The sequence below is a fragment of the Burkholderia sp. 10_S31 genome (assembly GCF_056930375.1).
On the sequence record NZ_JBXOWK010000003.1, the window covers coordinates 1,146,241 to 1,171,473 of the forward strand.

Annotated in this window: 21 protein-coding genes and 3 pseudogenes; 17 read left to right on the plus strand and 7 right to left on the minus strand. The window is 58.2% G+C overall.

All coding sequences use genetic code 11. The features are described from left to right. Window positions 1–26: 26 nt before the first annotated feature. Together AC1Z3W_RS25390 and AC1Z3W_RS25395 are read right to left on the minus strand one after the other, a co-directional pair. Entirely contained in the window at window positions 27–1,904 is a 1,878-nt protein-coding gene (locus tag AC1Z3W_RS25390) for a TRAP transporter large permease (protein WP_483508704.1), read from the minus strand. Next, window positions 1,905–2,924: a TRAP transporter substrate-binding protein gene (locus tag AC1Z3W_RS25395; protein WP_483508706.1), complete on the minus strand. Its 1,020-nt coding sequence runs from the start codon at window positions 2,922–2,924 to the stop codon at window positions 1,905–1,907. 175 nt (window positions 2,925–3,099) lie between these two features. On the opposite strand from AC1Z3W_RS25395, the gene AC1Z3W_RS25400 reads away from it, so the two are divergent. Genes AC1Z3W_RS25400 through AC1Z3W_RS25425 form a run of 6 tightly spaced genes read left to right on the plus strand, consistent with a single transcriptional unit; the run spans window position 3,100 to window position 9,292 of the window. Further along, a complete protein-coding gene (locus AC1Z3W_RS25400) occupies window positions 3,100–3,999 on the plus strand; it encodes an IclR family transcriptional regulator (protein ID WP_483508707.1) in 900 nt (299 codons plus the stop codon). Next, complete coding sequence (locus tag AC1Z3W_RS25405) at window positions 3,992–5,161, plus strand: acetyl-CoA acetyltransferase (protein ID WP_483508708.1); 1,170 nt, start codon at window positions 3,992–3,994, stop codon at window positions 5,159–5,161. The genes AC1Z3W_RS25400 and AC1Z3W_RS25405 overlap by 8 nt, the downstream gene beginning before the upstream one ends. Then, entirely contained in the window at window positions 5,158–6,792 is a 1,635-nt protein-coding gene (locus AC1Z3W_RS25410; RefSeq protein ID WP_483508709.1) for an acyl-CoA synthetase, read from the plus strand. The genes AC1Z3W_RS25405 and AC1Z3W_RS25410 overlap by 4 nt, the downstream gene beginning before the upstream one ends. Continuing rightward, a complete protein-coding gene (locus tag AC1Z3W_RS25415; RefSeq protein ID WP_483508710.1) occupies window positions 6,779–7,672 on the plus strand; it encodes a PCC domain-containing protein in 894 nt (297 codons plus the stop codon). The genes AC1Z3W_RS25410 and AC1Z3W_RS25415 overlap by 14 nt, the downstream gene beginning before the upstream one ends. Next, window positions 7,662–8,432: an SDR family NAD(P)-dependent oxidoreductase gene (locus tag AC1Z3W_RS25420; protein WP_483508711.1), complete on the plus strand. Its 771-nt coding sequence runs from the start codon at window positions 7,662–7,664 to the stop codon at window positions 8,430–8,432. The genes AC1Z3W_RS25415 and AC1Z3W_RS25420 overlap by 11 nt, the downstream gene beginning before the upstream one ends. Window positions 8,433–8,488: 56 nt before the next feature. After that, entirely contained in the window at window positions 8,489–9,292 is an 804-nt protein-coding gene (locus AC1Z3W_RS25425) for an SDR family NAD(P)-dependent oxidoreductase (protein ID WP_483508713.1), read from the plus strand. Here the strand turns inward: AC1Z3W_RS25425 and AC1Z3W_RS25430 are convergent. The 4 genes and pseudogenes from AC1Z3W_RS25430 to tnpA form a co-directional block, all read right to left on the minus strand. Next, window positions 9,173–10,330 (minus strand): tyrosine-type recombinase/integrase, encoded by a 1,158-nt coding sequence (locus AC1Z3W_RS25430; RefSeq protein ID WP_483508714.1) that lies wholly within the window; start codon window positions 10,328–10,330, stop codon window positions 9,173–9,175. The genes AC1Z3W_RS25425 and AC1Z3W_RS25430 overlap by 120 nt on opposite strands. A gap of 58 nt (window positions 10,331–10,388) precedes the next feature. Continuing rightward, a pseudogene (gene tnpC / locus AC1Z3W_RS25435) lies at window positions 10,389–11,737 on the minus strand (IS66 family transposase); the annotation flags it as partial. Between the two features lie 62 nt (window positions 11,738–11,799). Continuing rightward, window positions 11,800–12,147 carry an IS66 family insertion sequence element accessory protein TnpB gene (tnpB, locus tag AC1Z3W_RS25440; protein WP_483508715.1) on the minus strand — a complete coding sequence of 116 codons (348 nt, stop codon included), beginning with the start codon at window positions 12,145–12,147 and terminating at the stop codon, window positions 11,800–11,802. Then, window positions 12,135–12,518 carry an IS66-like element accessory protein TnpA gene (tnpA, locus tag AC1Z3W_RS25445; RefSeq protein ID WP_483508716.1) on the minus strand — a complete coding sequence of 128 codons (384 nt, stop codon included), beginning with the start codon at window positions 12,516–12,518 and terminating at the stop codon, window positions 12,135–12,137. Before tnpA ends, tnpB begins: the two co-directional genes overlap by 13 nt. Window positions 12,519–12,677: 159 nt before the next feature. Between tnpA and AC1Z3W_RS25450 the strand changes: the two are divergent. The 4 genes and pseudogenes from AC1Z3W_RS25450 to AC1Z3W_RS25465 all read left to right on the plus strand — a co-directional run. Next, a pseudogene (locus tag AC1Z3W_RS25450) lies at window positions 12,678–12,914 on the plus strand (IS256 family transposase); the annotation flags it as partial. 204 nt (window positions 12,915–13,118) lie between these two features. Then, on the plus strand, window positions 13,119–14,186 hold the full coding sequence (locus AC1Z3W_RS25455; RefSeq protein WP_483508717.1) for a Rieske 2Fe-2S domain-containing protein: 1,068 nt from the start codon (window positions 13,119–13,121) through the stop codon (window positions 14,184–14,186). Between the two features lie 2 nt (window positions 14,187–14,188). After that, complete coding sequence (locus AC1Z3W_RS25460) at window positions 14,189–15,145, plus strand: PDR/VanB family oxidoreductase (protein WP_483508718.1); 957 nt, start codon at window positions 14,189–14,191, stop codon at window positions 15,143–15,145. 321 nt (window positions 15,146–15,466) lie between these two features. After that, window positions 15,467–17,020 carry a methyl-accepting chemotaxis protein gene (locus tag AC1Z3W_RS25465; RefSeq protein ID WP_483508719.1) on the plus strand — a complete coding sequence of 518 codons (1,554 nt, stop codon included), beginning with the start codon at window positions 15,467–15,469 and terminating at the stop codon, window positions 17,018–17,020. 93 nt (window positions 17,021–17,113) lie between these two features. Here the strand turns inward: AC1Z3W_RS25465 and AC1Z3W_RS25470 are convergent, their stop codons facing one another. Further along, window positions 17,114–18,088, minus strand: coding sequence for a helix-turn-helix domain-containing protein (locus AC1Z3W_RS25470; RefSeq protein WP_483508720.1), 975 nt, complete (start codon window positions 18,086–18,088; stop codon window positions 17,114–17,116). 227 nt (window positions 18,089–18,315) lie between these two features. On the opposite strand from AC1Z3W_RS25470, the gene AC1Z3W_RS25475 reads away from it, so the two are divergent. From AC1Z3W_RS25475 to AC1Z3W_RS25505, 7 genes and pseudogenes are all read left to right on the plus strand, one after another. After that, window positions 18,316–18,849 (plus strand): 2,4'-dihydroxyacetophenone dioxygenase family protein, encoded by a 534-nt coding sequence (locus AC1Z3W_RS25475; protein WP_483508721.1) that lies wholly within the window; start codon window positions 18,316–18,318, stop codon window positions 18,847–18,849. A gap of 38 nt (window positions 18,850–18,887) precedes the next feature. Further along, window positions 18,888–19,211 (plus strand): annotated as a pseudogene (locus AC1Z3W_RS25480) (Rieske 2Fe-2S domain-containing protein); the annotation flags it as partial. Continuing rightward, window positions 19,212–19,928, plus strand: a complete 717-nt coding sequence (locus AC1Z3W_RS25485; RefSeq protein ID WP_483509597.1) for a hypothetical protein — start codon at window positions 19,212–19,214, stop codon at window positions 19,926–19,928. A gap of 246 nt (window positions 19,929–20,174) precedes the next feature. After that, the gene (locus AC1Z3W_RS25490) at window positions 20,175–21,257 is read left to right on the plus strand and encodes a porin (protein ID WP_483508722.1); all 1,083 of its coding nucleotides are present in this window, start codon (window positions 20,175–20,177) and stop codon (window positions 21,255–21,257) included. Between the two features lie 177 nt (window positions 21,258–21,434). Beyond that, entirely contained in the window at window positions 21,435–22,634 is a 1,200-nt protein-coding gene (fdhA, locus tag AC1Z3W_RS25495; protein ID WP_483508723.1) for a formaldehyde dehydrogenase, glutathione-independent, read from the plus strand. Between the two features lie 1,064 nt (window positions 22,635–23,698). Further along, window positions 23,699–24,007: a hypothetical protein gene (locus AC1Z3W_RS25500; RefSeq protein ID WP_483508724.1), complete on the plus strand. Its 309-nt coding sequence runs from the start codon at window positions 23,699–23,701 to the stop codon at window positions 24,005–24,007. 422 nt (window positions 24,008–24,429) lie between these two features. Next, complete coding sequence (locus AC1Z3W_RS25505) at window positions 24,430–25,233, plus strand: transporter substrate-binding domain-containing protein (RefSeq protein ID WP_483508725.1); 804 nt, start codon at window positions 24,430–24,432, stop codon at window positions 25,231–25,233.

Below are 25,233 nucleotides of genomic sequence, written 5' to 3' on the forward strand. Positions count from 1 at the left end.
AAATTCTCCTCGGCGAGGCATGGCCGTTATTGAATGAAGCCGACCGATATCCACGGGACGAGCACGACTACCACCAGTGCAATGACGAGTGCGGCCATGTAAGCCCAGATCCGATTCATCGCCGACTCGGGCGGCACTTTTCCGATCGCGCACGCGGTGTAGAAGCCGACGCCCAACGGCGGCGCAAAGAGACCGACACCCATCGACAACACCACGACCATCGCATAATGGACGTCATTGATGCCGAGGGCCCGCGCCACCGGAAACAACAACGGTCCGAACAGCACGATCGCGGGGATGCCTTCGAGCACGCTGCCGAGCACGATGAACACCGCCATCGAAGCAAATAAGAAGCCTGTGGCCCCGCCGGGCATCGACTGCACGACCGCGACCAACTGTGCCGAGAAGCCCGATTGCGTCAGCGCCCAGGCCATCGCCGTGGCCATACCGATGATGAGCAAGATGGCGCCGGATAACGCAGCAGAGTCGACAAGCATCGGATAGACCCGTCGAAAATCGATCTGCTTGCGAAACAAGTTCAAGATAAGTCCAACCACGACCGTATAGAGGATGCCGACCGTCGACACCTCCGTCGCGGTTGCGACGCCTTCGATGACCGCGGTACGAATGAGCAGCGGCAGCGCAAGAGCGGGCAGGGCCACGACGAGCTTGCTCGCGATTTCACCGAGCGACGCGCGCCGTGCCGCGGGCCGCGGTTCCTTGCGCGTGCGCACGAAGCACACCGCGACGATGGCGAGCGTGGCGACGCAAGCGGGCAGAAGGCCGCCCACGAACAGCGCGGAGATCGACACACTGCAGACCGCGCCGATGGTGATCATCACGAGGCTTGGCGGGATCGTCTCAGTCATGGCGCCCGTGGCTGCGAGCAGCGCAACCAAGTCCTCAGGCTTCGAGCCGTGCCGCTTCATCTCTGGGAACAAGGCCGGCGCGACGGCCGCCATGTCGGCCGCCTTGGACCCGGAAATGCCGGATACGAGGAACATCGCGCCAAGCAGCACGTATTGCAGACCGCCGCGCACGTGGCCGAGCAGCGCCGCCATGAAGTCGATCAAGCTGCGGGCCAGGCCGCTCAATTCGATCAGCCCGCCCAACAGCACGAACAGCGGCACGGCGAGCAGGACGAGACCCGACATGCCTTCGTCCATCCGGCTCACGACGATGAGCAGTGGCGCGTGCGTGGTGAGCGCGAGGTAGGCGAACGTCGCCGTGCCGAAAGCAAACGCAATCGGAATTCCGCCGAGCACGCAGAACCCGACGAGCACGACGAAGAAGACGACGAGATTGTAGTTGCCCATGTCGGTCAAGGCGGACCGCCCGAGCCACAACAGGCCGCCGATCGCGATCAACACGGCGAGGCCCGTTACGAACTGACGCAGCGTCGTACGCTGCGCCATCCGCGACACGGCGGCGACGAACATGAGCACGATGCCGACTGGGAGGGCGGCGGCGCGCCAGCCGTCGGGCAGCGAGAGCGCGGGTGTCGTGATCGGCATTTGCTCGGCCGCGTGCTGCCAAGCGGGCAGAATGATGAACGCGACGAACACGCAAACGACGAGGGCCGACATCGTCTCGAACCAGCCGCGCCAGTTGGACGGCAATCGATTGACGACAGCCGAGAGCCGCATGTGTTCGCCGCGATCGAGCGCGAGGACCGCACCCAGCATCGAGAGCCAGATGAACAGCATGGACGCGAGTTCATCCGACCAGGACAACGGGTTGTCGAGCACGTATCGCGAAACGACACCTGCGAGGAGGATCGCGGTCTCAGTGACTAGAAGGAGCACCGCCGTTGCCTCGGTTAGCCGCATCACGGTGCGATTGATGAGGCCGAATGCGCGCGCTAAGGGGTGTCCGGACGCTGCAGGAATGATCATGACAGTCATTTACGCCAGCCTCCCGGTGTATTTCTCGAGTAGAGCCCATGCGTCCGGCCCGAACTTCTTGTGCCAATCGTCGTAGAAGCCTGCACTGCGAAGCTTGTCGCGGAATCCGGCTGTCGAGACGTCATTGAACTGCATGCCCTTCGTCTTCAGGTCCGCCATCACGGAATCGTTGACTTTGCGGACGTCCTCGCGCTGCTTGACTGCGGCTTCGTTCACGTTTGTTCGCACGATTTCCCGCAGGTCCTTCGGTAGCTTTTCAAACGATGCCTTGTTGGCGAGGAGCCAGAAGCCGTCCCACATGTGGTTGGTCATCGAGCAATACTTCTGCACTTCGTAAATCTTCGCGGTCGCGATAATTGCGAGAGGGTTCTCTTGCCCATCGACGATATGAGTCTGCAGCGCCGAGTACGCCTCGGACCAGTTGATCGTGGTCGGCGACGCGCCGAACGCTCTGAACATGGATGTCCATAGTGGGCTGTTCGGCACCCGGATTTTGAAGCCTTTGAAGTCCTCAGGTTTGGCGATGGGGTGTGTGCTGGACGTGGTCTGCCGATAGCCGTTGTCGAAAATCTTTTCAAACGCGAATACGCTGGTCTTGGCGATTTCCGCACGCACGTGTTCGCCTAAGGCGCCGTCCATGGCGGCCCACACCTCGTCGTAATTCTTGAAGGCGAACCCGATCCCACTGACCTGCGCGGCCGGCACTAGCGTGCCGAGAATGAGCGGCGATAGGGTGAAATAGTCGATCGCGCCCGAGCGGAGCTGCGCGAGCATATCGCTGTCCGATCCGAGCTGGTTGTTCGGGTAGATCTGCAAATCGATACGACCTTTCGACTGCTCGGCGATCTTTTTTGCCATTTCCTGCGCACGCACATTCAACGGATGCGTCGTCGGCAGGTTGTTCGCGTACTTGAGCGTGAATTCAGCAGCATACGACGGCAAGCGGTACAGGCCTGTGACTGCCGCGGTCGATGCAATGGCGACCGTTTTCATGAAACTGCGGCGATCGAATCGGGTCATGCAGTTGTCTCCTTGGGTCCATATGTCGGACCAATCTTTTAAAAAGTGGTCCGATATACGGACCGAGTATCTCTACTGATTTGTGTATCTACTTTTTAGCACCTAAACTGGCGCTGTCAAATCAAGGTTTTCACCATGAAATAAGGTCCGTATATTGGACCATGGAGACAAATCGGTGTCGGCTAATCAAAAGGATGAAGGGCGGATCGCAGGCGTCGCCGCCAGCCAGACGTTGGACCGCGCCATGCACGTGCTGCAACTCGTCGCGGGCTCGCGAGCCGATGGTATTGGGCTCTCGGAGCTCGTTAAGAGGACGGGGCTCACCAAGCCGACCACACGGCGGCTGCTGCTCGCCTTGATCGATAACGGGCTGGTGGAACAGAACGAAGAAGATCGACGCTATTACGCCGGCGCTGAGACATACGCCTTGGGAATGCTCGCTTCAGAACGTTTCAGCATTCATCGTCTGGCTGCCGAAAGCCTCGTCAGCATCGCGGCGCGCAGTGGCGATGCCGCATTGCTTAGCGTTCGACGCGGGTACGAGACAGTCTGCCTCGGAAGGGAAGAGGGGACGTATCCGCTGCGCTCTCATGTATTGAAGCCCGGCGATCGTCATCCCCTTGGTGTGGGCGCCGGAGGTTTGGCGCTCCTTTCGATCATGCCGGATGCCGAAGTCGAACATGTGTTGGCCTTCAACGCCGAGCGGTATGCCGCGCACTACCCGGCTCTTTCGCCAGAGCTTCTGAAGCGGCAAGCGCAGGAAACACGTGAGCGCGGTTACTCGATCAATCCCGGGCTCATCGTGAAAGGCTCCTATGCCATCGGTGTCGCCATACGGGACCCGCTCAGCGGCGCATCAGCCGCGCTTGCGATTGCCGGTGTGGAGAGCCGCTTTACCGAGACTCATATTCAAGAACTGGCGGCAATCCTCCTCGCGGAAGAGGATCGCCTGCAGGCGCGCATGCAACGTTTCGAGCCCGCTTCCAGTGATGCGAAGCGCGGGGCGCCGGCCAAGCGCTCATCGGAAATTGCTCAATCGCTGACTCATCCATCAGGAGAAAGAACTCATGTCTAAACGAGCCGTCATTGTTGGCTGGGGCCACACGGAATTCGGCAAACTCGATGACCCGGACGTCGAGTCGCTCATCACCCGAGTGTCCGCCGCTGCATTGGACCACGCGCACATCGCGGCATCGGACGTCGATGTCGTTACGGTCGGTGTGTTCAACAATGGATTGACGCCGCAGGGATTCGAAGGCGGTCTTGTTTCGCTGGGTAATCCCGCTTTGCGTTTCACGCCGGCGGTGCATGTGGAGAACGCGTGCGCAACCGGAACGGCCGCGATTTATACCGCTGCGGACTTTATCGAAAGCGGTCGCGGGCGGATCGCACTGGTCATCGGCGCTGAAAAAATGACGGCGGTGTCGTCGCGTGAGATCCCGGGAATTCTGCTGAGCGGTTGTTATCGCAAGGAAGAAGAGAATCCGGAAGGGTTCGCTGGAATCTTCGGTCGAATCACGCAGGCTTATTTCGACAAATACGGGAACCACAGCGAAGAGTTGGCGATGATCGCCGCGAAGAACCACGCGAACGCGCTGGCGAATCCCTACGCGCACGTGCGCAAGGACCTGGGGTTCGATTTCTGCAACGAAGTGTCCGATCGCAACCCGCGTGTGGCAGGGCCGCTGCGTCGCACCGACTGTTCGATGGTGTCGGACGGCGCCGCCGCGGTCGTGCTCGCGGACGAAGAGACGGCTGCCACGTTGCGGAGGGCGATCCGCTTCCGAGCGCGGACTCAAGTGAACGACTTTCTGCCGCTGTCGCGCCGCGATCCGACGGCATTCGAAGGAGCGCGGCACGCGTGGCAGAAGGCGTTGAAGGCGGCAGGCGCGACGCTTCGCGATTTGAGCCTAGTTGAGACGCATGACTGCTTCACCACTGCCGAAATGATCGAATACGAGGCGATGGGCTTGGCGGCCGCCGGACAGGGATGGACGGTTATCAGAGAAGGCATGACCAGAAAGGACGGACAGCTTCCGGTCAATGTCTCGGGCGGCCTGAAGGCGCGGGGGCATCCGCTAGGCGCCACTGGCGTTTCACAGCACGTTATGGCTGCGATGCAGCTTGTCGGCGAAGCGGGAGACATGCAATTGAAAGATGCAAACCTTGCCGGCGTTTTCAACATGGGCGGCGCCGCCGTCGCAAACTATGTGTCGATTTTGGAGCGGGCGCGATGAACCAAGTTTTCCAAACGCCGACATCCACGCGCGTGATGAACCTGGCTTACTGGCCGACCCACAATGCGCGCAGGCTGGCCGACCATGTGGCTCTTGTGTGGGGTGAGAAGTCTTGGACGTGGGCCGAATTCGATGCGCGCGTGAGCGCCTTCGCGGCTGCGCTCGCGGACCAAGGTGTGGGACCAGGAAGCACCGTCCTCGTTCATTCGAAAAACAGCAACGAGATGTTCGAGTCGATGTTCGCCACCTTTAGGATCGGTGCGACATGGGTTCCGACGAACTTTCGTCTCATGCCTGATGAGGTGATCTACATAGCGACCAAATCGAGAAGCCGGGTGTTCCTGTGCCAAAGCGACTTCCCCGACTATGCTGCCGCTGTTTGTGCCGCGCGACCCGATACAGAGGTGATCTGGATGACCGGTGCCGAACCCGCTCCGGATGAAAGGCCTCGGGCTTCCGAGCTCATAGCAGCTCGGGTCGGGTGTACTGTCCCGAATGCCGCCGTGGATCGCGATACCCCTTGCTGGTTCCTTTTCACGTCCGGCACGACGGGCAAACCGAAAGCCGCGGTCCTCACGCACGGTCAGATGGCGTTTGTGGTCAACAACCATCTTGCTGACATGATGCCGGGAACGGATTGTCACGATGGCGGGTTGGTGGTGGCGCCGCTTTCGCATGGCGCGGGTGTCCACCAGTTGATTATTGCTTCGCGAGGCGCAAAGACAGTCCTGCTCCCGTCGGAAAAGTTCTCAGCGGAGCAGGCGTTCCAATTGATCGAGCAGTACCGCCTCAGCAGCATGTTTACGGTGCCGACCATTCTAAAAATGTTGGTGGAGCATCCAAGCGTCGATACCTACGACCACTCGAGCCTGCGCTATGTCATCTACGCGGGTGCGCCGATGTACGAGGTCGATAAAAAGCTCGCCCTCGAAAAGCTCGGGCCGGTGCTCGCGCAGTATTACGGATTGGGAGAGGTGACGGGCAACATCAGTGTCTTGCCGCCGCAAGATCATGGCGGCACTGCCCCGGCCCGCGCTGGCACATGCGGCTACGAACGCACGGGGATTCAAGTGTCGGTTCAGGACGACGAAGGCAACGAGCTTCCCTACGGCGAGACGGGAGAAATCTGCGCGATCGGCCCGGCCGTCTTTGTGGGCTATTACGACGATCCCGCAGCGAACGCAAAGGCATTCCGCAACGGTTGGTTCCGTACGGGCGATTTGGGGTACATGGATCGCGACGGATACCTTTACCTGACGGGACGGCACTCGGACATGTACATCTCCGGCGGATCCAACATCTATCCGCGCGAGCTGGAAGAAAAGATTCTCACGCACGGCGATGTGGCTGAAGTTGCGGTGCTGGGTCTACCGGACGCGCAGTGGGGTGAAATCGGCGTAGCGGTGTGTGTGCTTCGGCCGGGGGCGACGCTGACTGAGGAGCAACTGCTCGAGTGGATGTCCACGCGCATCGCACGCTACAAGGTGCCCAAGCGCGTCTACTTCTGGAACGACCTGCCGAAATCAGGCTACGGCAAGGTGCCGAAGCGATTGGTGAAGGATGAGCTAGCGCGGCGAGGCGTTCCTGTCGAGCTCGTGATCTCCAAGGAGGAGAGCGATGCGCCACATTGAGCATCCGGGGCCGGTTGCTGATGGACGGCGCTGCACGGCGGACTGCGACATCCGGCGCATTGACGTTAGGTTGCCTCCCGGCAACGCGCTGCTCGCCACCTTGGCGGCGGTGCTGGAAGCCAACCATGCGAAAAGCGCCGTCGCACGGCTGCGCGGCGGAAGCTTCGATCCGTTAGCTTACTGCATGCCGGCCCTGTCTCCAACGCCCGAGCATGCCGTGTATTTCAGTGAGCGCTATCAGCCGCGCGAGGCCGTTCGGCTGGAACGCGCGAGCGTAACCCTAGGGCAGCGCGATGGTCAGCCTTGGCTTCATTGCCATGGCATCTGGTATGACGCCAGCGGCCAGCGGTTGGGTGGGCACGTATTGCCGAACGACGCCGTCATCTCCGAGCCGATCGACGCAACGATATGGCTTCTCGACGGGGCGTCTTTTGAGGTCGTTCCAAGTGAGGAAACCGGCTTCTCATTGCTCGAGCCTGTTGCGCAGCCTGCATTCACCCCGCAGAGGAACAGCCCGTTTGCGATGTCTATCCGTCCGAACGAAGACTTTTGCAGTGCGCTCGAAGCCGAATGCAGGGAGCGTGCAGTCTCGCGCGCTTGGGTGCATGGCGGAGTGGGGAGCCTCATCGGCGCTACGTTCGACGACGACCGGGAGGTCGTTCCCTTTGTGACGGAAGTCTTCGTTCGCGACGGCGTTGTCGCCATGACGAACGAAGGCGAACTCGCCGCTAACGTCCACGTATCGCTAGTCGATCACCTTGGTGGCCTCAGCGAGGGATGTCTCAAGCGAGGCGAGAATCCCGTTCTCGTGACGTTCGAACTGTTGGTCGAGCCCATCGAGGTTGCGAATGCAAGGAGTGACGATCTAAATGAACGTTAGCCTTCAGACTGCCGAGCGCATCGCAGTCGTCACGGGCGCGGCCGGCGGGATCGGCGGTGCGATCGCACGGCGCCTGGCTCGCTTGGGAATGCATGTGGTCGTTACCGACTTGAGCGTGGAAGCGGCGCAGGCCGTCGCTACCGGTATAGCGGAAGAAGGAAATGCCGCTACCGCCATGTCGCTTGACGTCGGCAATATTGAGGCGATCGCCGAGTTTTTTGCGAAGCTCGACGAGCAATTTGGGTGTTGCGATGCCCTCGTGAACAACGCGGGTGTCGCTAGCCTGACGCCTTTCGAACAGTTGCCGGTGGACGCATGGCGTCGCACCTTCGAGATCAACGTGACCGGTCCCCTTGCGCTGGCTCAGCATGCCGTGACGCGAATGAAAGTGCGTGGCTGGGGGCGAATAATCAACATCGCCTCGATCAGCGGAATACGCGCGGGCGCCGGGCGGGCAGGCTACGGCACGTCCAAGGCAGCGCTGATCGCACTGACCCGGCAAATGGCCGTCGAACTCGCCATCCACGGCATTACTGTGAACGCTGTCGCGCCTGGCCCAATTGAAACGGCGCTTGCGCGCAATCACTCTCAGGCAGCACGCGAGGCATATCTGCGCCAGGTTCCGATGAAGCGATACGGTATGCCGGACGAGGTCGCTGCCGCGGTTGCTTTCTTTGCCACCGACGATGCGGCATACGTGACGGGTCAAACGCTCGCCGTCGACGGCGGGTTCGTGGTAGCGGGCATGCTCGAAGCGTAGAGCGCACTACTACATCGCTTCGTCGATGCTGCAGCGAGATTTTCAGGAGTTTAATCTTGGTTGATCGTCTCAAGGACAAGGTTGCCATCGTGTTCGGGGCAGGTGGGCCGCCCGGCGAATGGAGCAACGGTAAAGCAACGGCTGTCGCCTTTGGTCGCGAGGGCGCGGCTGTGATCTGTGTGGACCGAATAGCCGAAGCGGCGGAGGAAGCTGCGCAGGTAATCCGCGCCGAAGGCTATCAGGCAATCGCCGTGGTTGCGGATGTCACGCAGACGGAACAGGTAAATCGCGCGGTTCAGGTCGGCATCGAACGCTTCGGACGGCTGGATATCCTGCATAACAACGTTGGCGTTGCATCTCCGGGCGGCCCGCTAGAGCTGGATGACGCCGCTTTCCAGCGCACCATGGACATCAACGTCGGTTCGGTACACCGAACCGTGCGGGCGGTGCTGCCGCACTTTCTGGCGCAAGGGAGCGGCGCCATCGTCAACGTCTCGTCGCTAGCGGCGATCCGCTGGAGCGGGTACTCGTACTTTGCTTATTACGCATCTAAAGCGGCAGTCAATCAAGCTACCGTTGCCATCGCGTTGCAGTATGCCGACAAGGGTATTCGTGCCAACGCAATCATGCCAGGCGTGATTGACACGCCGCTCGTCTACAAGCAGATCTCCGCTCAGTACTCGTCGGTCGAGGAAATGGTGGCGGCACGCAGCCGTGCGGTTCCAATGAAACGGCCCGGCTCACCTTGGGACATCGCGAGCGCCGCGGTTTTTTTGGCCTCTGACGAAGCAAACTTCATAACTGGTGTCTGTTTGCCCGTCGACGGGGGGCACGCGTGCGTGATGCCGGGACTCGTGTAGTGGGCCGGTGCGAGCGCCGAATGTCTCGTCGAATTGTTCGACTGCCCGATCAGATGGAAGGCGTGAGTGCATTTTTGGATACGTGCTCGACCATTTGCCCTTGCCATGAACGACGAGTTCCCCCGAACGCCAGTGAATGTCGTCGAGTTCGATGGCAACGATTTCTCCGGCACGTAGACCGAGCCGCGCCAACAACAGCAGGATTGCGTAGTCACGGCGCCCAGTCGGAGTCGACCGGTCTGCAGATGCAGTGAGAGCTTCTTGCTGCTCAGGCGTGAGGAACGTTGGCACAGTTGATTGTCGCCACTTACGAACCGAAGGCACTGACTCATACAGGTCTCGGGCCGTATCACCGCGCAAAAAGAGGAAATGGCAGAACGAGCGAAGCGCAACTGCCATTAGCCGCGTGTACTCTGCCGATCGGCCTTTGCTGCGGGCAAGAAGATGATTCCGGATCGTTACCGCGTCAAATGCATCTGGCAATAAACTTCCGTCGCCGGCCGAGTGGCTGTCGAGAAACTCGCGAATGAACGGGCCATAGACGAGCAGAGAGTTCTTCGCGAGTCCGCGATCCTGCCTCAGATAGTCCAGGTATCGACCATAGATGTGCGCGATCGCGGACTGGCGGCCCGACGTCGGCGGGCACACAATGGCTTCGGCACGCAGATAGGCGAGAAACTGCCGTAATGTGGGTAGCGCACGCTGGACGCGGTCTCGTGATGCGTCAATCATGCGCTTCATAAAACGAGCCGTGACAGACTCGTCGAGATCAATCAGGTCGATGTGCCTGTTCTTCATCCACCCAGAGAGCGCACACAGGACTCTTCGTTTCTTGCGAAGCGATACCTCGGAATAGTGTGCCGTCCGTAGACGATCAAGAAACGCATCGATGTGATGGGCCGGCAGCCCGCCAGATTCGCTGACTGAGCGTTTCGCATTCGTATGATTTCTCCTGGCCAGCGCGATAGCCAGCCTGAGAAACCATACGTTTATGCCGACACAGCGTTCATGAAAGGCCATGCCCACCGTCACGCGCATGTACGACGCGGCATAATCGGGGAGTCGGCATAACTGGGTTCATGCCGCTAGCGGCATGAACCCAGTTGTTGTCGATCGGCACGTTCCCGTCATCGAGATAGCGCGTGAGTGCTTCCCAACGTTTCAGGCTGTAGTCCAGCGCCTTCGCCTTCACAATCGCCGAGCCCTCCGTAAAGGGTTTGCGCTGCGCCACCAGCCATTCGTGGAGCGCATCGCACACCGGTTTGGCCCGGCGCTGGCGAAGCTGCTGCCGTTCGTCGGCATTCATTGCCGCAGCCTCGCGTTCGATGTCGTAGAGCGCGGTAAAGAACAGCAGGGCCTGCCCGGCAATCTGGCTGCTGTGGTTGGCATGCAGCTCAAAGAACTTGCGTCGGGCATGGGCCGCGCATCCGATCTCGGTGATGCCGTGCCGGAACGAGGTCTTGTACCCGCTGTAGTCATCGCACACCAGTTTGCCGTGCCAGCCCTTCAGGAACGTGCGAGCGTGCTCACCGGCGCGGCTTTCGGCGAAGTCGTAGACCACTGCGCGCAGTTCGCTGAACTGAGTCGGCGTATACGCCCACAGGTACGCCCGGTGCGTCTTGCCCTTGCCGGGGCTGAGCATCTGTACGGGCGTCTCGTCCGCGTGCAGCACGCCCTGTTGCAGGATGGCCGGCGGAGTGCATCGACCAGCGGCTGCAACTGCACGCCGCACCGGCCCACCCAGGCACCAAGCGTGGATCTCGGAATGGCCAGTCCCGCACGACCAAAGATCTGTTCCTGGCGATACAGGGGCAAGTGGTCGCCGTACTTGGCGACCAGCACTTGCGCGAGCAACCCGGCGGTGGGCACGCCCTTGTCGATCACATGCGGCGGAACCGGCGCATGGATCAGCGTCTCGCATGCCTTGCACACCCACTTGCCGCGGATATGCCGCTCCACCGTGAACACGCCCGGCGTGTAGTCTAGCTTCTCGCTCACGTCCTCGCCGATGCGTATGCGTTCGCAACCGCACTGGCACGTCGTGCTATCCGGTTCGTGATGGATGTCGGTGCGCGGCAGTTGCGGCGGCAGCGGTGCGCGTTTCGGCTGCTCGCGCTGCCGAACAACTCGTGTTGGCTCAAGCTGTTCGAGTTCCATCTCAATGGCAACCAGGTCGCCATCGATTGCCTCGTCGAGCAGGTTCATCTGCTCACTGTTGAGCTGTTCGCTGCGCCGGCCGAACTGCTGGCGCTTGAGGACCGAGACCTCGTGGGTGAGTTGATCGATACGGGTCTGCCGGTAGCGTAGCTCTTGGTCTCGCTCACTGGCTTCCCGCTCCTTCTCCTTGATCGTCTGGTCCTTCGCCTCGACCTCGGCTATCAGTTGCGCTGTCAGGGCGCGCAACTGTTCCGGGCTGAGTGCGTCGAGGTCGGCAGGCAAGTTCATGCGGGCCAGTCTGCCAGAACCCCGCAGACGGCGGAAGCGCAACTGTTTACGTCCCGCGGGACTTAGACGACACGGATCACGCCGTCCTCGCCGATGCGCTGCCACGGCAAGCCCAGTACCAGGCCGGCCAGCTGTTCGTGCGTCAAGGCACGCTGCTTGGGTTCGCTGCCGAGGTGCGGCCAGGCGAACTGCCCCTGGTTCAGGCGTCGCGCGGCCAGCCAGATGCCGAGCCCGTCGTGAATCAGGACCTTCATGCGGTTGGCGCGCCGATTGGCGAACAGATAGGCATGGTGTGGGTGCGCGGCGCCGAACACCTTGACCACACGCGCCAAGGCCGTATCGAAACCGGCGCGCATGTCCAGTGGATCGACCGCCAGCCAGATCTCGTCGACACGGATCACCGCAGCCACTCACGCAGCCAGGCGGCGCACTGGGTTGCCTCGGACACCGGCCAACTCACCGTGATCGACTGATCTCCCCGGCGCACCTCGATGCGGATCTCTGGCGAATGCGGACTCGGCGTTCCCAATGCGAACGGCACAAAGGCTGGCAGTGACGGTGGCGTGGCCGGTGGTCGGCCCAACGGCTTCTTGGGAAGTCGACCTTCCGCCTGATCGATCCAGCGCCGCAGCAGATTCGCGTTGAGCCTGTGTTCCAGCGCGACTGCGGCAACCGATACGCCGATTCCCTGGCAGGCCGCAACCACCTGCGCCTTGAACTCCTCGCTGTAGCGTTGCCGACGACGACGCTCCGGGAGTGATTCCGATTCGAGAGTGTTCACGTGTCCGCTTATTCGTTAGGTGGACACGATACTCCCAAGCGCCTCGGTCAAACTCAAGACGGGTTGCCGAGCCGCTTACCCCCATGTCCCGGATGGCTACACCATACGCTCAAACCGCTCGGCGCGGGAATGCGAGGCACCGGCTATATCATGCCGGTTACGAACCCGATTGAATCGACCTTCGCGACGGTGCGCCATCGCACGAAGCGCACGCGCAACTGTGTCTCGCGCGCGACGTTCCTCGGCCTGGCATTCAAGCTGATCGAGTCGGCCGAAGAGTCCTGGCGGCGCATCCGTGCCCCGGAAAAGCTCACTTCGATGCTTGACGGAATGACGTTCAAGGATGGAGAACCGGTGACCGACAGCACACCGGCTCAGCAACCGCTGGCCGCCTGATTATGCCGAGACCCGCATACACCAGATTTGACTGTAACTCCCATGGCAATCCACGCCCTCCAGAGTGGCGTCACAAATCTGCGCTTGCCCGTGCAACGTGTCGCGCATTGCCGGCGCTCAGTCTTGTCCGTTCCAGTCAAAAGCTTCGTGTGCCGCGAAGCTAGACTCGAAATCAACCAACTAATGCGAAAAAAGGAGCGAGACATGTTCTTACAGAACGCTTGGTATGTCGCCTGTACACCTGACGAAATCGTGGAAAAGCCGCTCGGGCGCAAAATCTGCGGTCAATCAATGGTCTTCTATCGCACCGAGACCAAAGGAGTGGTCGCGCTTGAAGACTTCTGTCCTCACCGTGGTGCGCCATTGTCTTTGGGCTTCGTTCAAGGAGACTCGCTCGTTTGCGGTTATCACGGACTGAAAATGGGATGCGAAGGCAAAACGGAAGCGATGCCTTGTCAGCGCGTGAGTGGATTCCCAAAGATCCGTAACTTTCCTGTTATCGATCGATACGGGTTTATCTGGGTCTGGCCGGGCGACCCGGAACAGGCAGACCCGGAAAAGCTTCACAAGTTGCATTGGGCCATGGATCCGTCGTGGGCGTACGGTGGTGGGTTGTACCACATCAAGTGCGACTATCGCTTGATGATCGACAACTTGATGGATCTGACGCACGAAACCTACGTGCACGCCAACAGCATTGGACAAAAGGAAATTGACGACGCGCCGCCTAAGACCACGTCTAGCGGAGATACCGTCATTACCAGCCGCTTCATGGAGAACGTGACCGCGCCACCGTTCTGGCGTCTCGCGCTCCGTGGAAATGGCCTTGCTGATGACGTTCAGGTGGACAGATGGCAGATTTGTCGATTCACCCCACCCAGCCACGTCATGATTGACGTCGGGGTCGCGCACGTCGGAAACGGTGGCTATGACGCACCAGTTGACAAAAAAGCTGCGGCAATCGTCGTTGACTTCATAACACCGGAAACAGAGAACTCAATCTGGTACTTCTGGGGCATGGCGCGGAACTTCAAGCCTGAAGATGCCGAACTGACGAAGACGATCCGCGAGGGTCAGGGAAGAATCTTCAGCGAGGACTTGGAGATGCTCGAGCGCCAGCAACGTAATCTCGAAGCGTGGCCGAACCGCCCCTTGCTGAAGCTGAATATCGATACCGGCGGCGTGCTTTCCCGCCGTGTTGTTGATCAGCTCCTGCAAGAGGAGCTGACCTTGAAAGCAATCAAGGAACCGATTGAGTCAGAGAAGGTTTAGTCATGAATGAAGCAACCTTTACGGTTCGAGTCGCTCGAAAGGCTAGCGAAGCTGTTGGTATCTGTAGCTTTGAATTGGTCAGAGCGGAAGGTGGTGATCTCCCGAGATTCAGCGCGGGTTCGCACGTCGATGTATATCTACCGAACGGCCAAGTGCGTCAGTATTCGCTTTGCAATGACCCATCCGAGACTCACAGATACCTGATTGCGGTTCTCCGTAACGACGCAGGACGCGGAGGCTCAAAGTCCATCCATGATCAGGTGCAGGAGGGCGATGCAATCCAGATCAGCGCTCCGCATAATCATTTTCCGCTGAGCGAGGATGCTCCACACCATCTTCTTATCGCGGGCGGTATTGGCATCACGCCAATCCTCTGCATGGCCGAGTGGCTCGCAAAAATAGACCAGAGTTTTTCGATGCACTACTGCACCCGCTCGCGCGAACGAACCGCCTTCTCTGAACGCATCACTCAGTCCGCGTTTTCGTCCTTAGTCAAGATGTATCACGATGAAGAAGAGCGGATTGATCTTGAGTCGACTCTTTCAAACGCACCGGTTGGTGCTCATCTTTACGTTTGTGGTCCGCAGGGTTTGATGGACGCCGTACTGCGCATCGCGAAAGAGCAGGAGTGGCCGGAGGAGCGACTTCATTACGAGTTCTTTGGCGCCACAGTTGAAAAGAAAGCGTCCGACACCAGCTTTCAGATAAAAATCGCAAGCACGGGGGCAGTGATTGAAGTAGCTCCGGACTGCACGGTGATGGAAGCCCTGTTAGCGCACGGAGTGAAGCTACTGAGTTCGTGCGAACAAGGGGTTTGCGGAACATGCCTCACTCGCGTTATTGACGGTACACCAGATCACCGGGATTCCTATCTAACGCCGGACGAAAGGCAAGCAAACGATCAGTTCCTTCCATGTTGCTCGCGATCCAGATCCCGTGTTCTGGTATTGGATCTCTAAGCCGTGGGTGCCCTGTCTAAACGAAACCAAAATATACAGGGCACCTCCTGTCGCTCCGGGAAAGTGGAAATCCCGTGATCGCGGCCTTCGCGTCTCGTGAACTTGCGACCACAGAAGAGAGGGCGCTATTGACTCTTGAACAGAATGTCTCGCCATACAGAGCGCCGCCTCTTCACTGTCGGTCGACCAAATCGCCTTGCTCCGGATAGTTCCCGGTTTGGAAAGTGGCGTGTGGCTCAGCACAAGCCCATGCTTCCCGTAGTCCAAGTAGCCCTTGTATTCGCCAGCTTTTTCCTACGATACCTTTCCGGATGCGCTGCGATGTCTAATATTGGAACGCGACTAACACTTATTTTTGCGGCAGTCGGGATGCTCAGCGTCGGGCTCGTTACACTGGCCCTGAACGGATTTTCCCTTGAGAACAAGCGAGCCGAACGGGTGTATCGAGAGGTGACGTTGCCCGCGCAGTATTTTTCCGAGGCCTATCGGACCATGCTCATCGTTGCATTGCAAGTGTATGAGGCAGATCGATTGACCGATCCGAGTGCACGGCAATCTCAGTTCGCTGTAATCGATCGCCTTCTTCCAGTGCTAGAGAAAGACATGGAACTATTCAAAAATAGCACAAAGCCGGCTGGCACGGAGACGATTGCGGCAGATCTGGTCCGCGATATGGAGGGGGCCTTGCCAGGTCTCATCGAGTCAGTGCAACTTGCCAAAAGTGGCGATGTAGCGGCATCGATGAATGTGATGACGGGAAAATCGCGCTCGTATGGTATTGCCGCTGGCGCAGACATGGCGAAATTGAATGCCCTGTTCAATTCCGAGGCGGAAGCGGCACATCTGGAGGCTGCATCCAGCTATCGGAAAATGCGTGCGTTGCTGTCGGGCGCGCTGGTTGCGGCCGGCGCGTCGTTGGCGTTCGTGGTTTGGCGGCAAATGCGATCGCTGGCGAAAAGTCTCAAAGGAATTCAGGGAACGTTGCTTGACGCCAGCCATTCGCTGGATTTGAGCAAGCGAGCGGAGTCATCCAGAAATGACGAGATAGGGCGCACTGCACATGCATATAACGCACTAATGAAATGCGTCGGTGACGCACTCCGCGATGTCAGATTGGCCGCCATGGCAGTAAAAAGTGCGGCGCTGAAACTGGCAACTGGGAACGAGAATTTGGCGACGAGAACAGAGGAGCAGGCCACTTCGTTAGAGGAAGCCGCGTCAACCATGACTCAGTTGACGGAGAAAGTGAAACAAAATGCGGAGAATGCACTAAACGCAGATGTTTTGACGGGCCACGCAGTTGAACTGGCAGACGCTAGCCACGTCTCAATGAGAGAAATGGTTACCACGATCAAGAAGATCAGCAGTGGTTCTCAGAAAATAACAGAAATCACTGGAATGATTGAGGAAATTGCATTCCAGACGAACATCCTGGCTCTGAACGCCGCGGTGGAATCTGCGCGCGCTGGAGAGCACGGCCGCGGTTTTGCTGTGGTAGCAGGTGAGGTACGCAGTTTGGCGCAACGTTCGGCTGCAGCTGCGAAGGAGGTCAAGCAGTTGATAACAACGTCACTATTCGTGATCCAAGATGGCGAGACCCAGGCAGGTGAAGTTGGGGGCGCGATGGACAATCTCAAGCAGGCAATTACGCAGATCTCAGCGATTGTCCGAGAAATCAGGACAGCTTCTCAGGACCAAAGCCTCGGTATCGAGCAGGTAAATCAGACCATCGTCCGGATGGATGAAGTTACGCAGCGCAACGCTGCACTGGTCGAGGAAGCTTCTGCCGCAGCACACTTGCTGGAGGAACAGTCGATCAGGCTAGCTGAGGCCGTGTCCGTCTTCAAGATCGACGACCGGCAGGCAATGCGCTAGCCCGCTTAGGTTGAGTTTCCGCTTAAGTCCAACGCCGAGTGGACGCAAGGAAGATCGCTCGGCGCACAAATGTCCCTGGTGGGTCCGTAGCTGCTAACGGCGCAGCAGCTCTCGTCTGATTGCTGTCGGCGGCGCGCCATAGCGCTCTGCAATCGCCCTGCTGAAATGCGCAGAGCTGGAGTACCCGCATCGGAACGCAATTTCGGAAATCGACAGATGCGCCATCAAGGGGTCTATGAGATATCGCCGCGCCTTCTCGGCGCGCTTTTCCCAAAGATATTCGGCAGCCGAGCAGCCATCAGCGCAAAACAAGCGATTCAGATGCCGCGTGGAAACACCGACGCGTTGGGCGACTTGCGAGCAGTTTAGGTCAGGATCGAACAAGTTATCGATTATAAATCGCTTCGCTTCAATAAGATAAAATATAGATGGATGTAAATTGTGCTCTGGCTTTGTCTGTGAATTAATAATTGATTTTAATAGGAAGTTTGTTTTCTCGGCAAATGAGGAGAGCGAGTCAGTGGGAGGGGTTCTGAGCAAGTCAGATAGATTTCTGAAAAGCTCGCCGTGTAAGGCTTCATCGATCCGCTTTTTAGGGGTGATCTTGTACGGCAAGCGGTCGATATCAACGCCCCAACTCTTTTCCGCCAGATCTATAGGTAAGTCAACGAGAAATTGGCGCATTGGTGTGGGAAATCCGTAAGTATACGGCTTTCGCGTGTCGTAAATGATCGTTTCGCCAGCAGTCAGTTGCGTCACCTTTCCACCCTGCACGAAATAGGCACTGCCGCTTACGAGCTGGCACGAGAAGATGGAGCTCTTCGGGAACTCCTCAACGAAGCTCTGGTTCCTTTCAACACAATGGACGCTACCTTCGATTTCGAAGACCTTTAGCTCCTCCAAGGCGCAACCGGCGAGGCGCGCAGTGAAATCGGCGGGGAGAGCCGAAGACGTGCGCAAGCCGACAAGCTTCTCGGCGCTATACCGGTCCCAATAGCTTAGTCGGGAAGGTGAATCTATCTGCGCCGTGGTGGCGCTCATAACCGTGGGGAACGTACTTCTAGTCATGCCTGTCTCCGAATCTTCGCTCCGTCTCGTCGGACGAATTACGCGCTTGCTGACGCATTTCGCATAGTTGTTCTATGAATGAACGCTACCACGTGGAGGAGCTGGAGGAAAGTGGCGCGGCTAGTGGTATGTCCGTTTGAGTCAAATGATGAGTCCACTTGGGTAAAAAGCACGGGCGCGACGCCGGATAGAGTTCTCTACACCCCATATTTCACCGGAGAGAGACCATGGTAGAGAAAGCAAATACGGAATTTTGGCGCGAAATCGAGCCTATTAAGAATGTATTTAAACCAAATGCACTTCCAGAAGTGCACATCAGCAACGCCGCGTCTGACGACTCGAGGCTGTACGTTCCGATCACCGATACGGTTTCGTCCCGCCCGCTGTGGATTTCTCCGAACGAGAACAAGTGGTGCGACGTCCTGATGGCTACTGCGGCAGGCTTGGTCAATCGCCACTACCATCCGCACGAAGTGTTCGCCTATACGATTTCCGGCAAATGGGGCTACCTCGAACACGACTGGACGGCCACAACGGGTGACTTCGTTTACGAATCGCCGGGTGAAGGGCACACGCTCGTCGCCTTCGATGACCCGGAGCCGATGCGCGTTTTCTTCATCGTTCATGGCCCTCTTATCTGGCTAGATGAGAACGGAAATTCTTCGGGCCATTTTGACGTCCACGACTATATCGCCCTGGCTGAAGATCACTACGAGAAGGTTGGTCTTGGTGCAGGCCGAATCAAGAAGCTGATGCGATAGAACGCACCATACCTAACACAATTAAATAGGAGGCGGCTATGTCGTTTTTGTTGAATTCATGGTATGTGGCAGCACTGGACTCTGAAATTACAGGTGAACTTCTTTCGAGAACAATTTGCGGTAAGTCTGTCCTTTTCTTCAGAAAAAAAGACGGTAAGTGCGTTGCTTCGTCCAATCGGTGCCCACACAGGTTTGCGCCACTCGATCAGGGGAAGATCGTGGCAGATGGGGTTGTTGAATGCCCATACCATGGACTTCAGTTCGATATCCAGTCAGGGAACTGTGTTCACAACCCGCACGGTGATGGAAAGATCCCGAAAGCAGCTTGCGTAGCGTCGTATCCCGTTGTCGAGCGACACGGAATGATTTGGATTTGGCTAGGCGAGCCGACGCTGGCCAGAGCGGAGCAGATTCCGGACTTCTCCTTTCTTACCGCGGAGAAATTCCGTACGCTGCGCGGCGTGATTAGCGTCGCCTCGAACTACGAACTGATTGTTGATAATTTGATGGATTTGTCGCATGTCGAGTACCTGCATGCCGGCGGCCTGGGTAGCGAGGCGATCAAGCGCGGGGAAATCGAAGTCGTTCAGATCGAAAACACCGTTCACTCGAATAGATGGTGTCCAGACGGGATGGCGCCACCTGTTTGGGATGCGTTGTTTGATGACTATGGGAAGCCGGTAGATCATTGGTTGAACATGAGGTGGGATGCCCCTGCACTGCTTTGCCTCGATGTGGGCGTTGCCCCTGTCGGTGCTTCGCGGAAAGATGGCGTCTGGGGTTACTTCAGTCATTTTCTTACTCCGGAAACTGAAACAACTACGCATTACTTCTGGACCGCGAGCCGACCGTTCAAGATCGATAACAAGGAGCTGGATGCTGCTCTGTCAAGTGCGATTCATCAAGCATTTGTCGCTGAAGATGTACCGATGATTGAGGGTGTTCAGCGCATGATGGGCGGGATTGCGTTCGACGATATGCAGCCGGTGCTACTGCAACCGGACGCGGGTGCGCTGCGAGTACGTCGTGTCTTGAGGCAGCTAATTGATGAAGAGCGTGCCGTACAACAGGTCTCTTAGCTAAGTAACGCGTCGCCGCACCGGGAGCGAAAAATCTCCCGGAACGCGCCCGTTACTATGACGCTTACCGACACAATTTGTTTGATTGCTGTCATTTAATCTCGAAAGCATAGGTCAATAAACCTACAGCTACGGTACGTTGCGCTTTTAAGTTAATAAGTATAACGAAGCAAATTTCATAGATGATGATCGTCACAATCTTGATGATCTGGTGAAAATAAATATTAAGGTTAAGGAGACGTCGAAATGGGAAAGACCGGTAAGGTGGCTGTTTTTATTGGGATTGCTCTGGCAGGAACGTCAGCATTTGCTCAAAGCAATGTGACATTGAGTGGACTTCTCGATGCTGGCGTCTCGTATTCCAACAACGAGAATGGTCATCCGAACGTGAAGTTTGATGATGGCATCTATGTCCCGAATTTGTTGATCTTCAGTGGCACAGAAGATCTTGGCGGTGGGAATCGCGCTGTCTTCAATTTGACCAATCAATTTTCACTCGGGACTGGATCTGTTATCCCTGGACAAGGACTCTTTGGACGTACGGCGTATGTGGGTATCGATAGTGACCAGTTCGGCAAGGTAACCTTGGGGAATCAATATGATTTCATGCCGGATTCGTTATTTGCTGGCTTTAATGATGCTGCAATCTTCTCGGCGGGCCTGTATCAATTCAGAAATGGTCCGTTCAATAAGCTAAATATTCCAAACAACCCGACGGGGGCTTTTGACTGGGATCGACTGGCGGGAGAACGCGTATCTAATTCTGTGAAGTATCAAAGCCCCGTCTTCAATGGATTCTCGGGCGGGGCGATGTATGGCTTCGGCAATGTCGCTGGTTCGATCGGATCAAGTAACGCCTCAAGCTTCGGACTGAATTATTCAAATGGGGCATTCGGAGCAAACGCTGCCTATACGCTCGTAAAATCAGCTACGGCAAATGGCCAGGTCGGCATCCGAAACTGGGGGGCTGGCGCCCACTACAGTCTGGGCTCATTCACGGGAACAGTGCTCTTCACGACAGTTCGCAATACGGCCAGTGGGGCAGGCGTTTGGCAGGCGGAGGCCGGTGGCCTGTGGAAAATTAACCCCTTCTTGTGGCTGAGTGGATCGTACTCGTACATGAAGGGTAACGCTGGTGTTGACAACAACCATGCGCACCAACTGAGCGCGACGATGCAGTACCTGTTGTCCAAGCGTACCAATGTCTATTGGACTGCAGTCTATCAGCGCGCGAGTGCGGGAGCCGCGGCACAGGTTAATGGCGACTTTGTCCCTTCTAGCAGCCCAACGCAGGCGATTGTTCGCGTCGGTGTGATGACCCGGTTCTGACGGGGTCGCAGCGTGAAGGTAGTTTGCTGAATGACAGAGATCTTCCGTTTTCCAAAACTAAGATTCGAATCGCGGATGTGGGGTAGTGCATGTGCAGAACTGGCGACAGTGCACTGCGCCTATCGGTTCAGCGAAAATAGCATAGGCGTTTCTTAATATCATGAAATTGGAGTCGTTATGTCAGGAAATCGTGGTGTAGTTTATGTTGGACCTGGCAAGGTCGAGGTCCGCGGCATCGCATTCCCGGAGTTGACCGATCCGTCTGGTCGCAAGGCCAATCACGGGGTTATCCTTCGCGTCGTCGCCACAAATATCTGCGGTTCGGACCAGCATATGGTTCGCGGTCGGACCACGGCTCCTGAAGGGCTCGTTCTGGGGCACGAGATAACCGGCGAAGTTATTGAGGTCGGTTCCGACGTTCTCACGTTGGTGAAAGGCGACCTCGTCTCAGTCCCGTTTAATGTGGCATGCGGGCGTTGCCCGATGTGCAAGGGGCAAAACACAGGTGTCTGTCTCAGCGTGAATCCGGCACGCGCGGGAGGTGCCTACGGTTACGTTGATATGGGCGGCTGGATTGGCGGCCAGGCCGAATACGTCATGGTGCCTTACGCGGACTTCAACTTGCTGAAGTTCCCGGACCGAGACCGAGCGATGACGAAGATTCGTGACCTCACCTGTTTGTCAGACATTCTGCCGACCGGCTATCACGGGGCCGTAACCGCGGGCGTCAGCCCTGGAGCGACGGTGTACGTTGCAGGCGCAGGTCCTGTCGGCTTGGCGACCGCAGCGTCCGCGCGGCTCCTGGGCGCGGCCTTAACGATTGTCGGTGACGTCAATCCCGTGCGTCTGGAGCATGCACGCCGCGTCGGGTTCGAAACTGTAGACCTGTCGCAGGACGCCTCCCTCACTGAGCAGATTGCGGCGATTCTTGGCGAGCCGGAGGTCGACTGTGCAATCGACTGTGTCGGCTTTGAGGCCCGTGGCCACGGCCATAGCGGTTCGCAGGTCGAGGCACCCGCGACCGTGCTGAACTCCCTGATGGAAGTCACGCGCGTCGCCGGGCGAATCGGGATTCCGGGCCTCTATGTGACCGATGACCCAGGTGGCGTCGATGCGGCAGCAAAGCACGGCGCACTTTCGGTTCGACTCGGTCTCGGCTGGGCAAAGTCGCATAGCTTCTTCACCGGCCAGACTCCGGTGATGAAATACAACCGAAACCTCATGCAGGCCATCCTTCACGACCGGCTGAACATTGCCGAGGTCGTCAACGTGAACGTCATCACTTTGGACCAAGGACCGAGCGGCTACGCAGAATTCGATTCTGGCGTGCCAAAGAAGTTCGTCGTTGACCCGCACGGCCTCCTGGCTGCTGCGTAGCGATCAGGCGTGGAATGCGCGAGTTCCTGCTGAACTCGCGTACTTTTGATCGAAGCCCAACTGGCCACTGCCGGCGGGCTTTTTCAGGATGCCGATATTGAGCGATTTCGAACGCTTCTTGCATGACGACACCTTCTGCTGCCGGTCGAGGACGACCGTAAGACCCTGATTCGCTCACTGATCCCGCCGCTCGTCAAGGCCGGCTTCCGTCGGTGCAAGTAAATTTGTTAGTGCGCCGGGAGACCGGCAAGGAGTAAAGAGTGCAAGTCTCTTACAACGAAGGTCTAGCAAACCACGTTGTCCCCGAGACATGCTGCGAAGCGTTGACAGGGGTGATGAACGGACGGGAGAAGGCAGACTCCGCCATAGTAGCGAAGAAGCTTGCGAACAACGTCGGGGAACCGGCCGTGGATTGGGCGGAGCGAAGGGCGGGGACCAAGGAGAACATGGGCCAGTCGGTACTATTCTCGCCGATTCCTCACGAGACCAGCAGACTGCCGGGACTGCGAGCGAGAAAGTGCCGAGGACGAACTTCGGCTTTCTGCCATCGGACAAACGGCGTCAAGCTAGAGTTGACCGATGTTGTATCGAGGGGCTCGTTCGAGCGGACATGGCGGTATCAGTGGCGATATCGCGCTCCCAATCGCCCCGACACCGCCGGCGTTCGGGATTTTTCAACGAAGGCAGGCGCTGATTTTGCGGTGCGGTCCGACGACAGCAGTCAAGTTGAGGGAGATTTTCGGTATCGCTAGCCGTATCAACTTCGAACGACCTGATGGTAACGTTGTCCCCACATGAACGAGGCTCAAACGGTGGCAGCACGCTCGGCGGAAGGCCTCCAGGGATAGTTTGACGGCCGAATGTCGAGCGCTCCCAAGGACACGAACGGAGCTTCAACAGCCGCAGGATCGAGTGTTGGGGGCAACTATGGGGGCCACTATTCAGCGACAAAAGATCATCGGCTTGATAGTAAAGGCTCATATCGGTTAATTCGATTCAGGCCTCAGGTCGAGCAGGGGCGGCACCTCGACGACCTGAAGATATTCCAGAGGATCGGTGTAATCGTGGGCGGTTCAACCGAGGAGGCGGAACGGCAATACCAGGAGAGCCTGAAACTGATCATGATCGAGAGCGCACTCGATCATCTCGGCCGGTTTTTCGAGCATCAAGATTTCAACCGATATCCGCTTGACGAATCATTTCCGGAGATTGGCGACCTGGGAGGCAGCAGTTTCCGCAGCGGGACGGACGAGATCAAGCACAATGCTCGCGAGCGCGGATTGACGTTGCGCCAGGTCGCTCGCGAATCGGCTGCACCGCGTCCGCGTTTCATCGGTACGCCGGAGCGCATCGCGGACGGCTTGCAGGAATAGTTCGAGGCCGACGCAGCGGACGGCTTCATCGTCGGTGGCGGGACGCCTGCAGCGTTTACCGACTTCGTCGAACCGGTGGTGCCGATCCTTCGGGAACTCGGTCCGCTTCGCGCTGAGTACGAAGGCACAACCTTACGGGACCATCTCGATGCGCGCTATCCGCTATCCGCGCAATCCCTACGCGGCGAGATGAACTCTGCGGTAACTTGCTCACCAGCCGGGCTGGCGCGATCGTGCAACGATTCGTAACCCGGCTGCCCGGCACAGACCGGGACGACCAACGTGCCGTTTCCGCATATCATCCGAACAGATATCTATCGAAAAAATAACCATTTGGTACACGCTTCGGCAGGCACTAAAGTCTCGCATCCCGATGCCGGTGCGACACCGGCGATGTTGCCGTTATCCGAGAAGCCTGCCAAATGAAGCGTTTGATGTATTCAACGGTCCGCCGTGCTACGGCCGCGCTGTTCGTACTCGGTCTTGTGCCGGCAGCCCATGCGGCTCAGCCGGTACTGCGCGTCGGCATCGACGCCGAATCGTACCCGCCGTTCTTCTCGAAGGATGCAGCCGGCAAGTGGAAAGGCTGGGAAGTCGACCTGCTCGACGCCGCATGCGGCAAGCTCGATGTGCGCTGCGAACTCACCGACATCGCATGGGACGGGCTGATTCCGGCGCTACAAAACCGCAAGATCGATGTGATCTGGTCGTCGATGACGATCACCGGCGAACGGCAGAAGGCGATCGACTTCAGTCGCGCCTATTACGAATCGCCGACGGTTTTCGTCGGCGCGAAAAGCGATCGACGTCGTATCGATTGCGCGGTGCCCGCAACCTTCAAGGATCGCGTGATCGGTGTGGAGGCCGGCACGAATTTCTCGGCATTCCTCGATGCACGCTTCAAGCGTGACGCGCAAATCAAGGCGTTCGACAAATTCGACAACGCGCTCGCGGATCTGGTCTCGGGCCGGGTCGATTACGTCCAGGAAGCAAAGGGCTTGTTTACGGCCTTCCTGTCGTCGCGCGACGGGAAGGATTTCGAGGTCAAGGCTACCTGCGCGGACAACCCGGTGCTGGGTCTCGGCATCGGCGCGGGCGTGCGGCAAGGCGATGCATTGCGTGGCCGGTTATCGACCGTGATTGCGCAACTGCAGCAGGATGGCACGTGGGATACGATCACCGCGCGCTATCCCAACCTGAAGGGTACGATCGAGAAGGGTCGTTGA

Coding starts and splice junctions, on each gene's coding strand:
- AC1Z3W_RS25390 (WP_483508704.1), bottom strand. CDS start 1,904: ATGACTGTCATGATCATTCCTGCAGCGTCCGGACACCCCTTAGCGCGC.
- AC1Z3W_RS25395 (WP_483508706.1), bottom strand. CDS start 2,924: ATGACCCGATTCGATCGCCGCAGTTTCATGAAAACGGTCGCCATTGCA.
- AC1Z3W_RS25405 (WP_483508708.1), top strand. CDS start 3,992: ATGTCTAAACGAGCCGTCATTGTTGGCTGGGGCCACACGGAATTCGGC.
- AC1Z3W_RS25410 (WP_483508709.1), top strand. CDS start 5,158: ATGAACCAAGTTTTCCAAACGCCGACATCCACGCGCGTGATGAACCTG.
- AC1Z3W_RS25415 (WP_483508710.1), top strand. CDS start 6,779: ATGCGCCACATTGAGCATCCGGGGCCGGTTGCTGATGGACGGCGCTGC.
- AC1Z3W_RS25420 (WP_483508711.1), top strand. CDS start 7,662: ATGAACGTTAGCCTTCAGACTGCCGAGCGCATCGCAGTCGTCACGGGC.
- AC1Z3W_RS25430 (WP_483508714.1), bottom strand. CDS start 10,330: ATGCGCGTGACGGTGGGCATGGCCTTTCATGAACGCTGTGTCGGCATA.
- AC1Z3W_RS25455 (WP_483508717.1), top strand. CDS start 13,119: ATGTTCTTACAGAACGCTTGGTATGTCGCCTGTACACCTGACGAAATC.
- AC1Z3W_RS25460 (WP_483508718.1), top strand. CDS start 14,189: ATGAATGAAGCAACCTTTACGGTTCGAGTCGCTCGAAAGGCTAGCGAA.
- AC1Z3W_RS25465 (WP_483508719.1), top strand. CDS start 15,467: ATGTCTAATATTGGAACGCGACTAACACTTATTTTTGCGGCAGTCGGG.
- AC1Z3W_RS25470 (WP_483508720.1), bottom strand. CDS start 18,088: ATGACTAGAAGTACGTTCCCCACGGTTATGAGCGCCACCACGGCGCAG.
- AC1Z3W_RS25475 (WP_483508721.1), top strand. CDS start 18,316: ATGGTAGAGAAAGCAAATACGGAATTTTGGCGCGAAATCGAGCCTATT.
- AC1Z3W_RS25485 (WP_483509597.1), top strand. CDS start 19,212: ATGATTTGGATTTGGCTAGGCGAGCCGACGCTGGCCAGAGCGGAGCAG.
- AC1Z3W_RS25490 (WP_483508722.1), top strand. CDS start 20,175: ATGGGAAAGACCGGTAAGGTGGCTGTTTTTATTGGGATTGCTCTGGCA.
- fdhA (WP_483508723.1), top strand. CDS start 21,435: ATGTCAGGAAATCGTGGTGTAGTTTATGTTGGACCTGGCAAGGTCGAG.
- AC1Z3W_RS25505 (WP_483508725.1), top strand. CDS start 24,430: ATGAAGCGTTTGATGTATTCAACGGTCCGCCGTGCTACGGCCGCGCTG.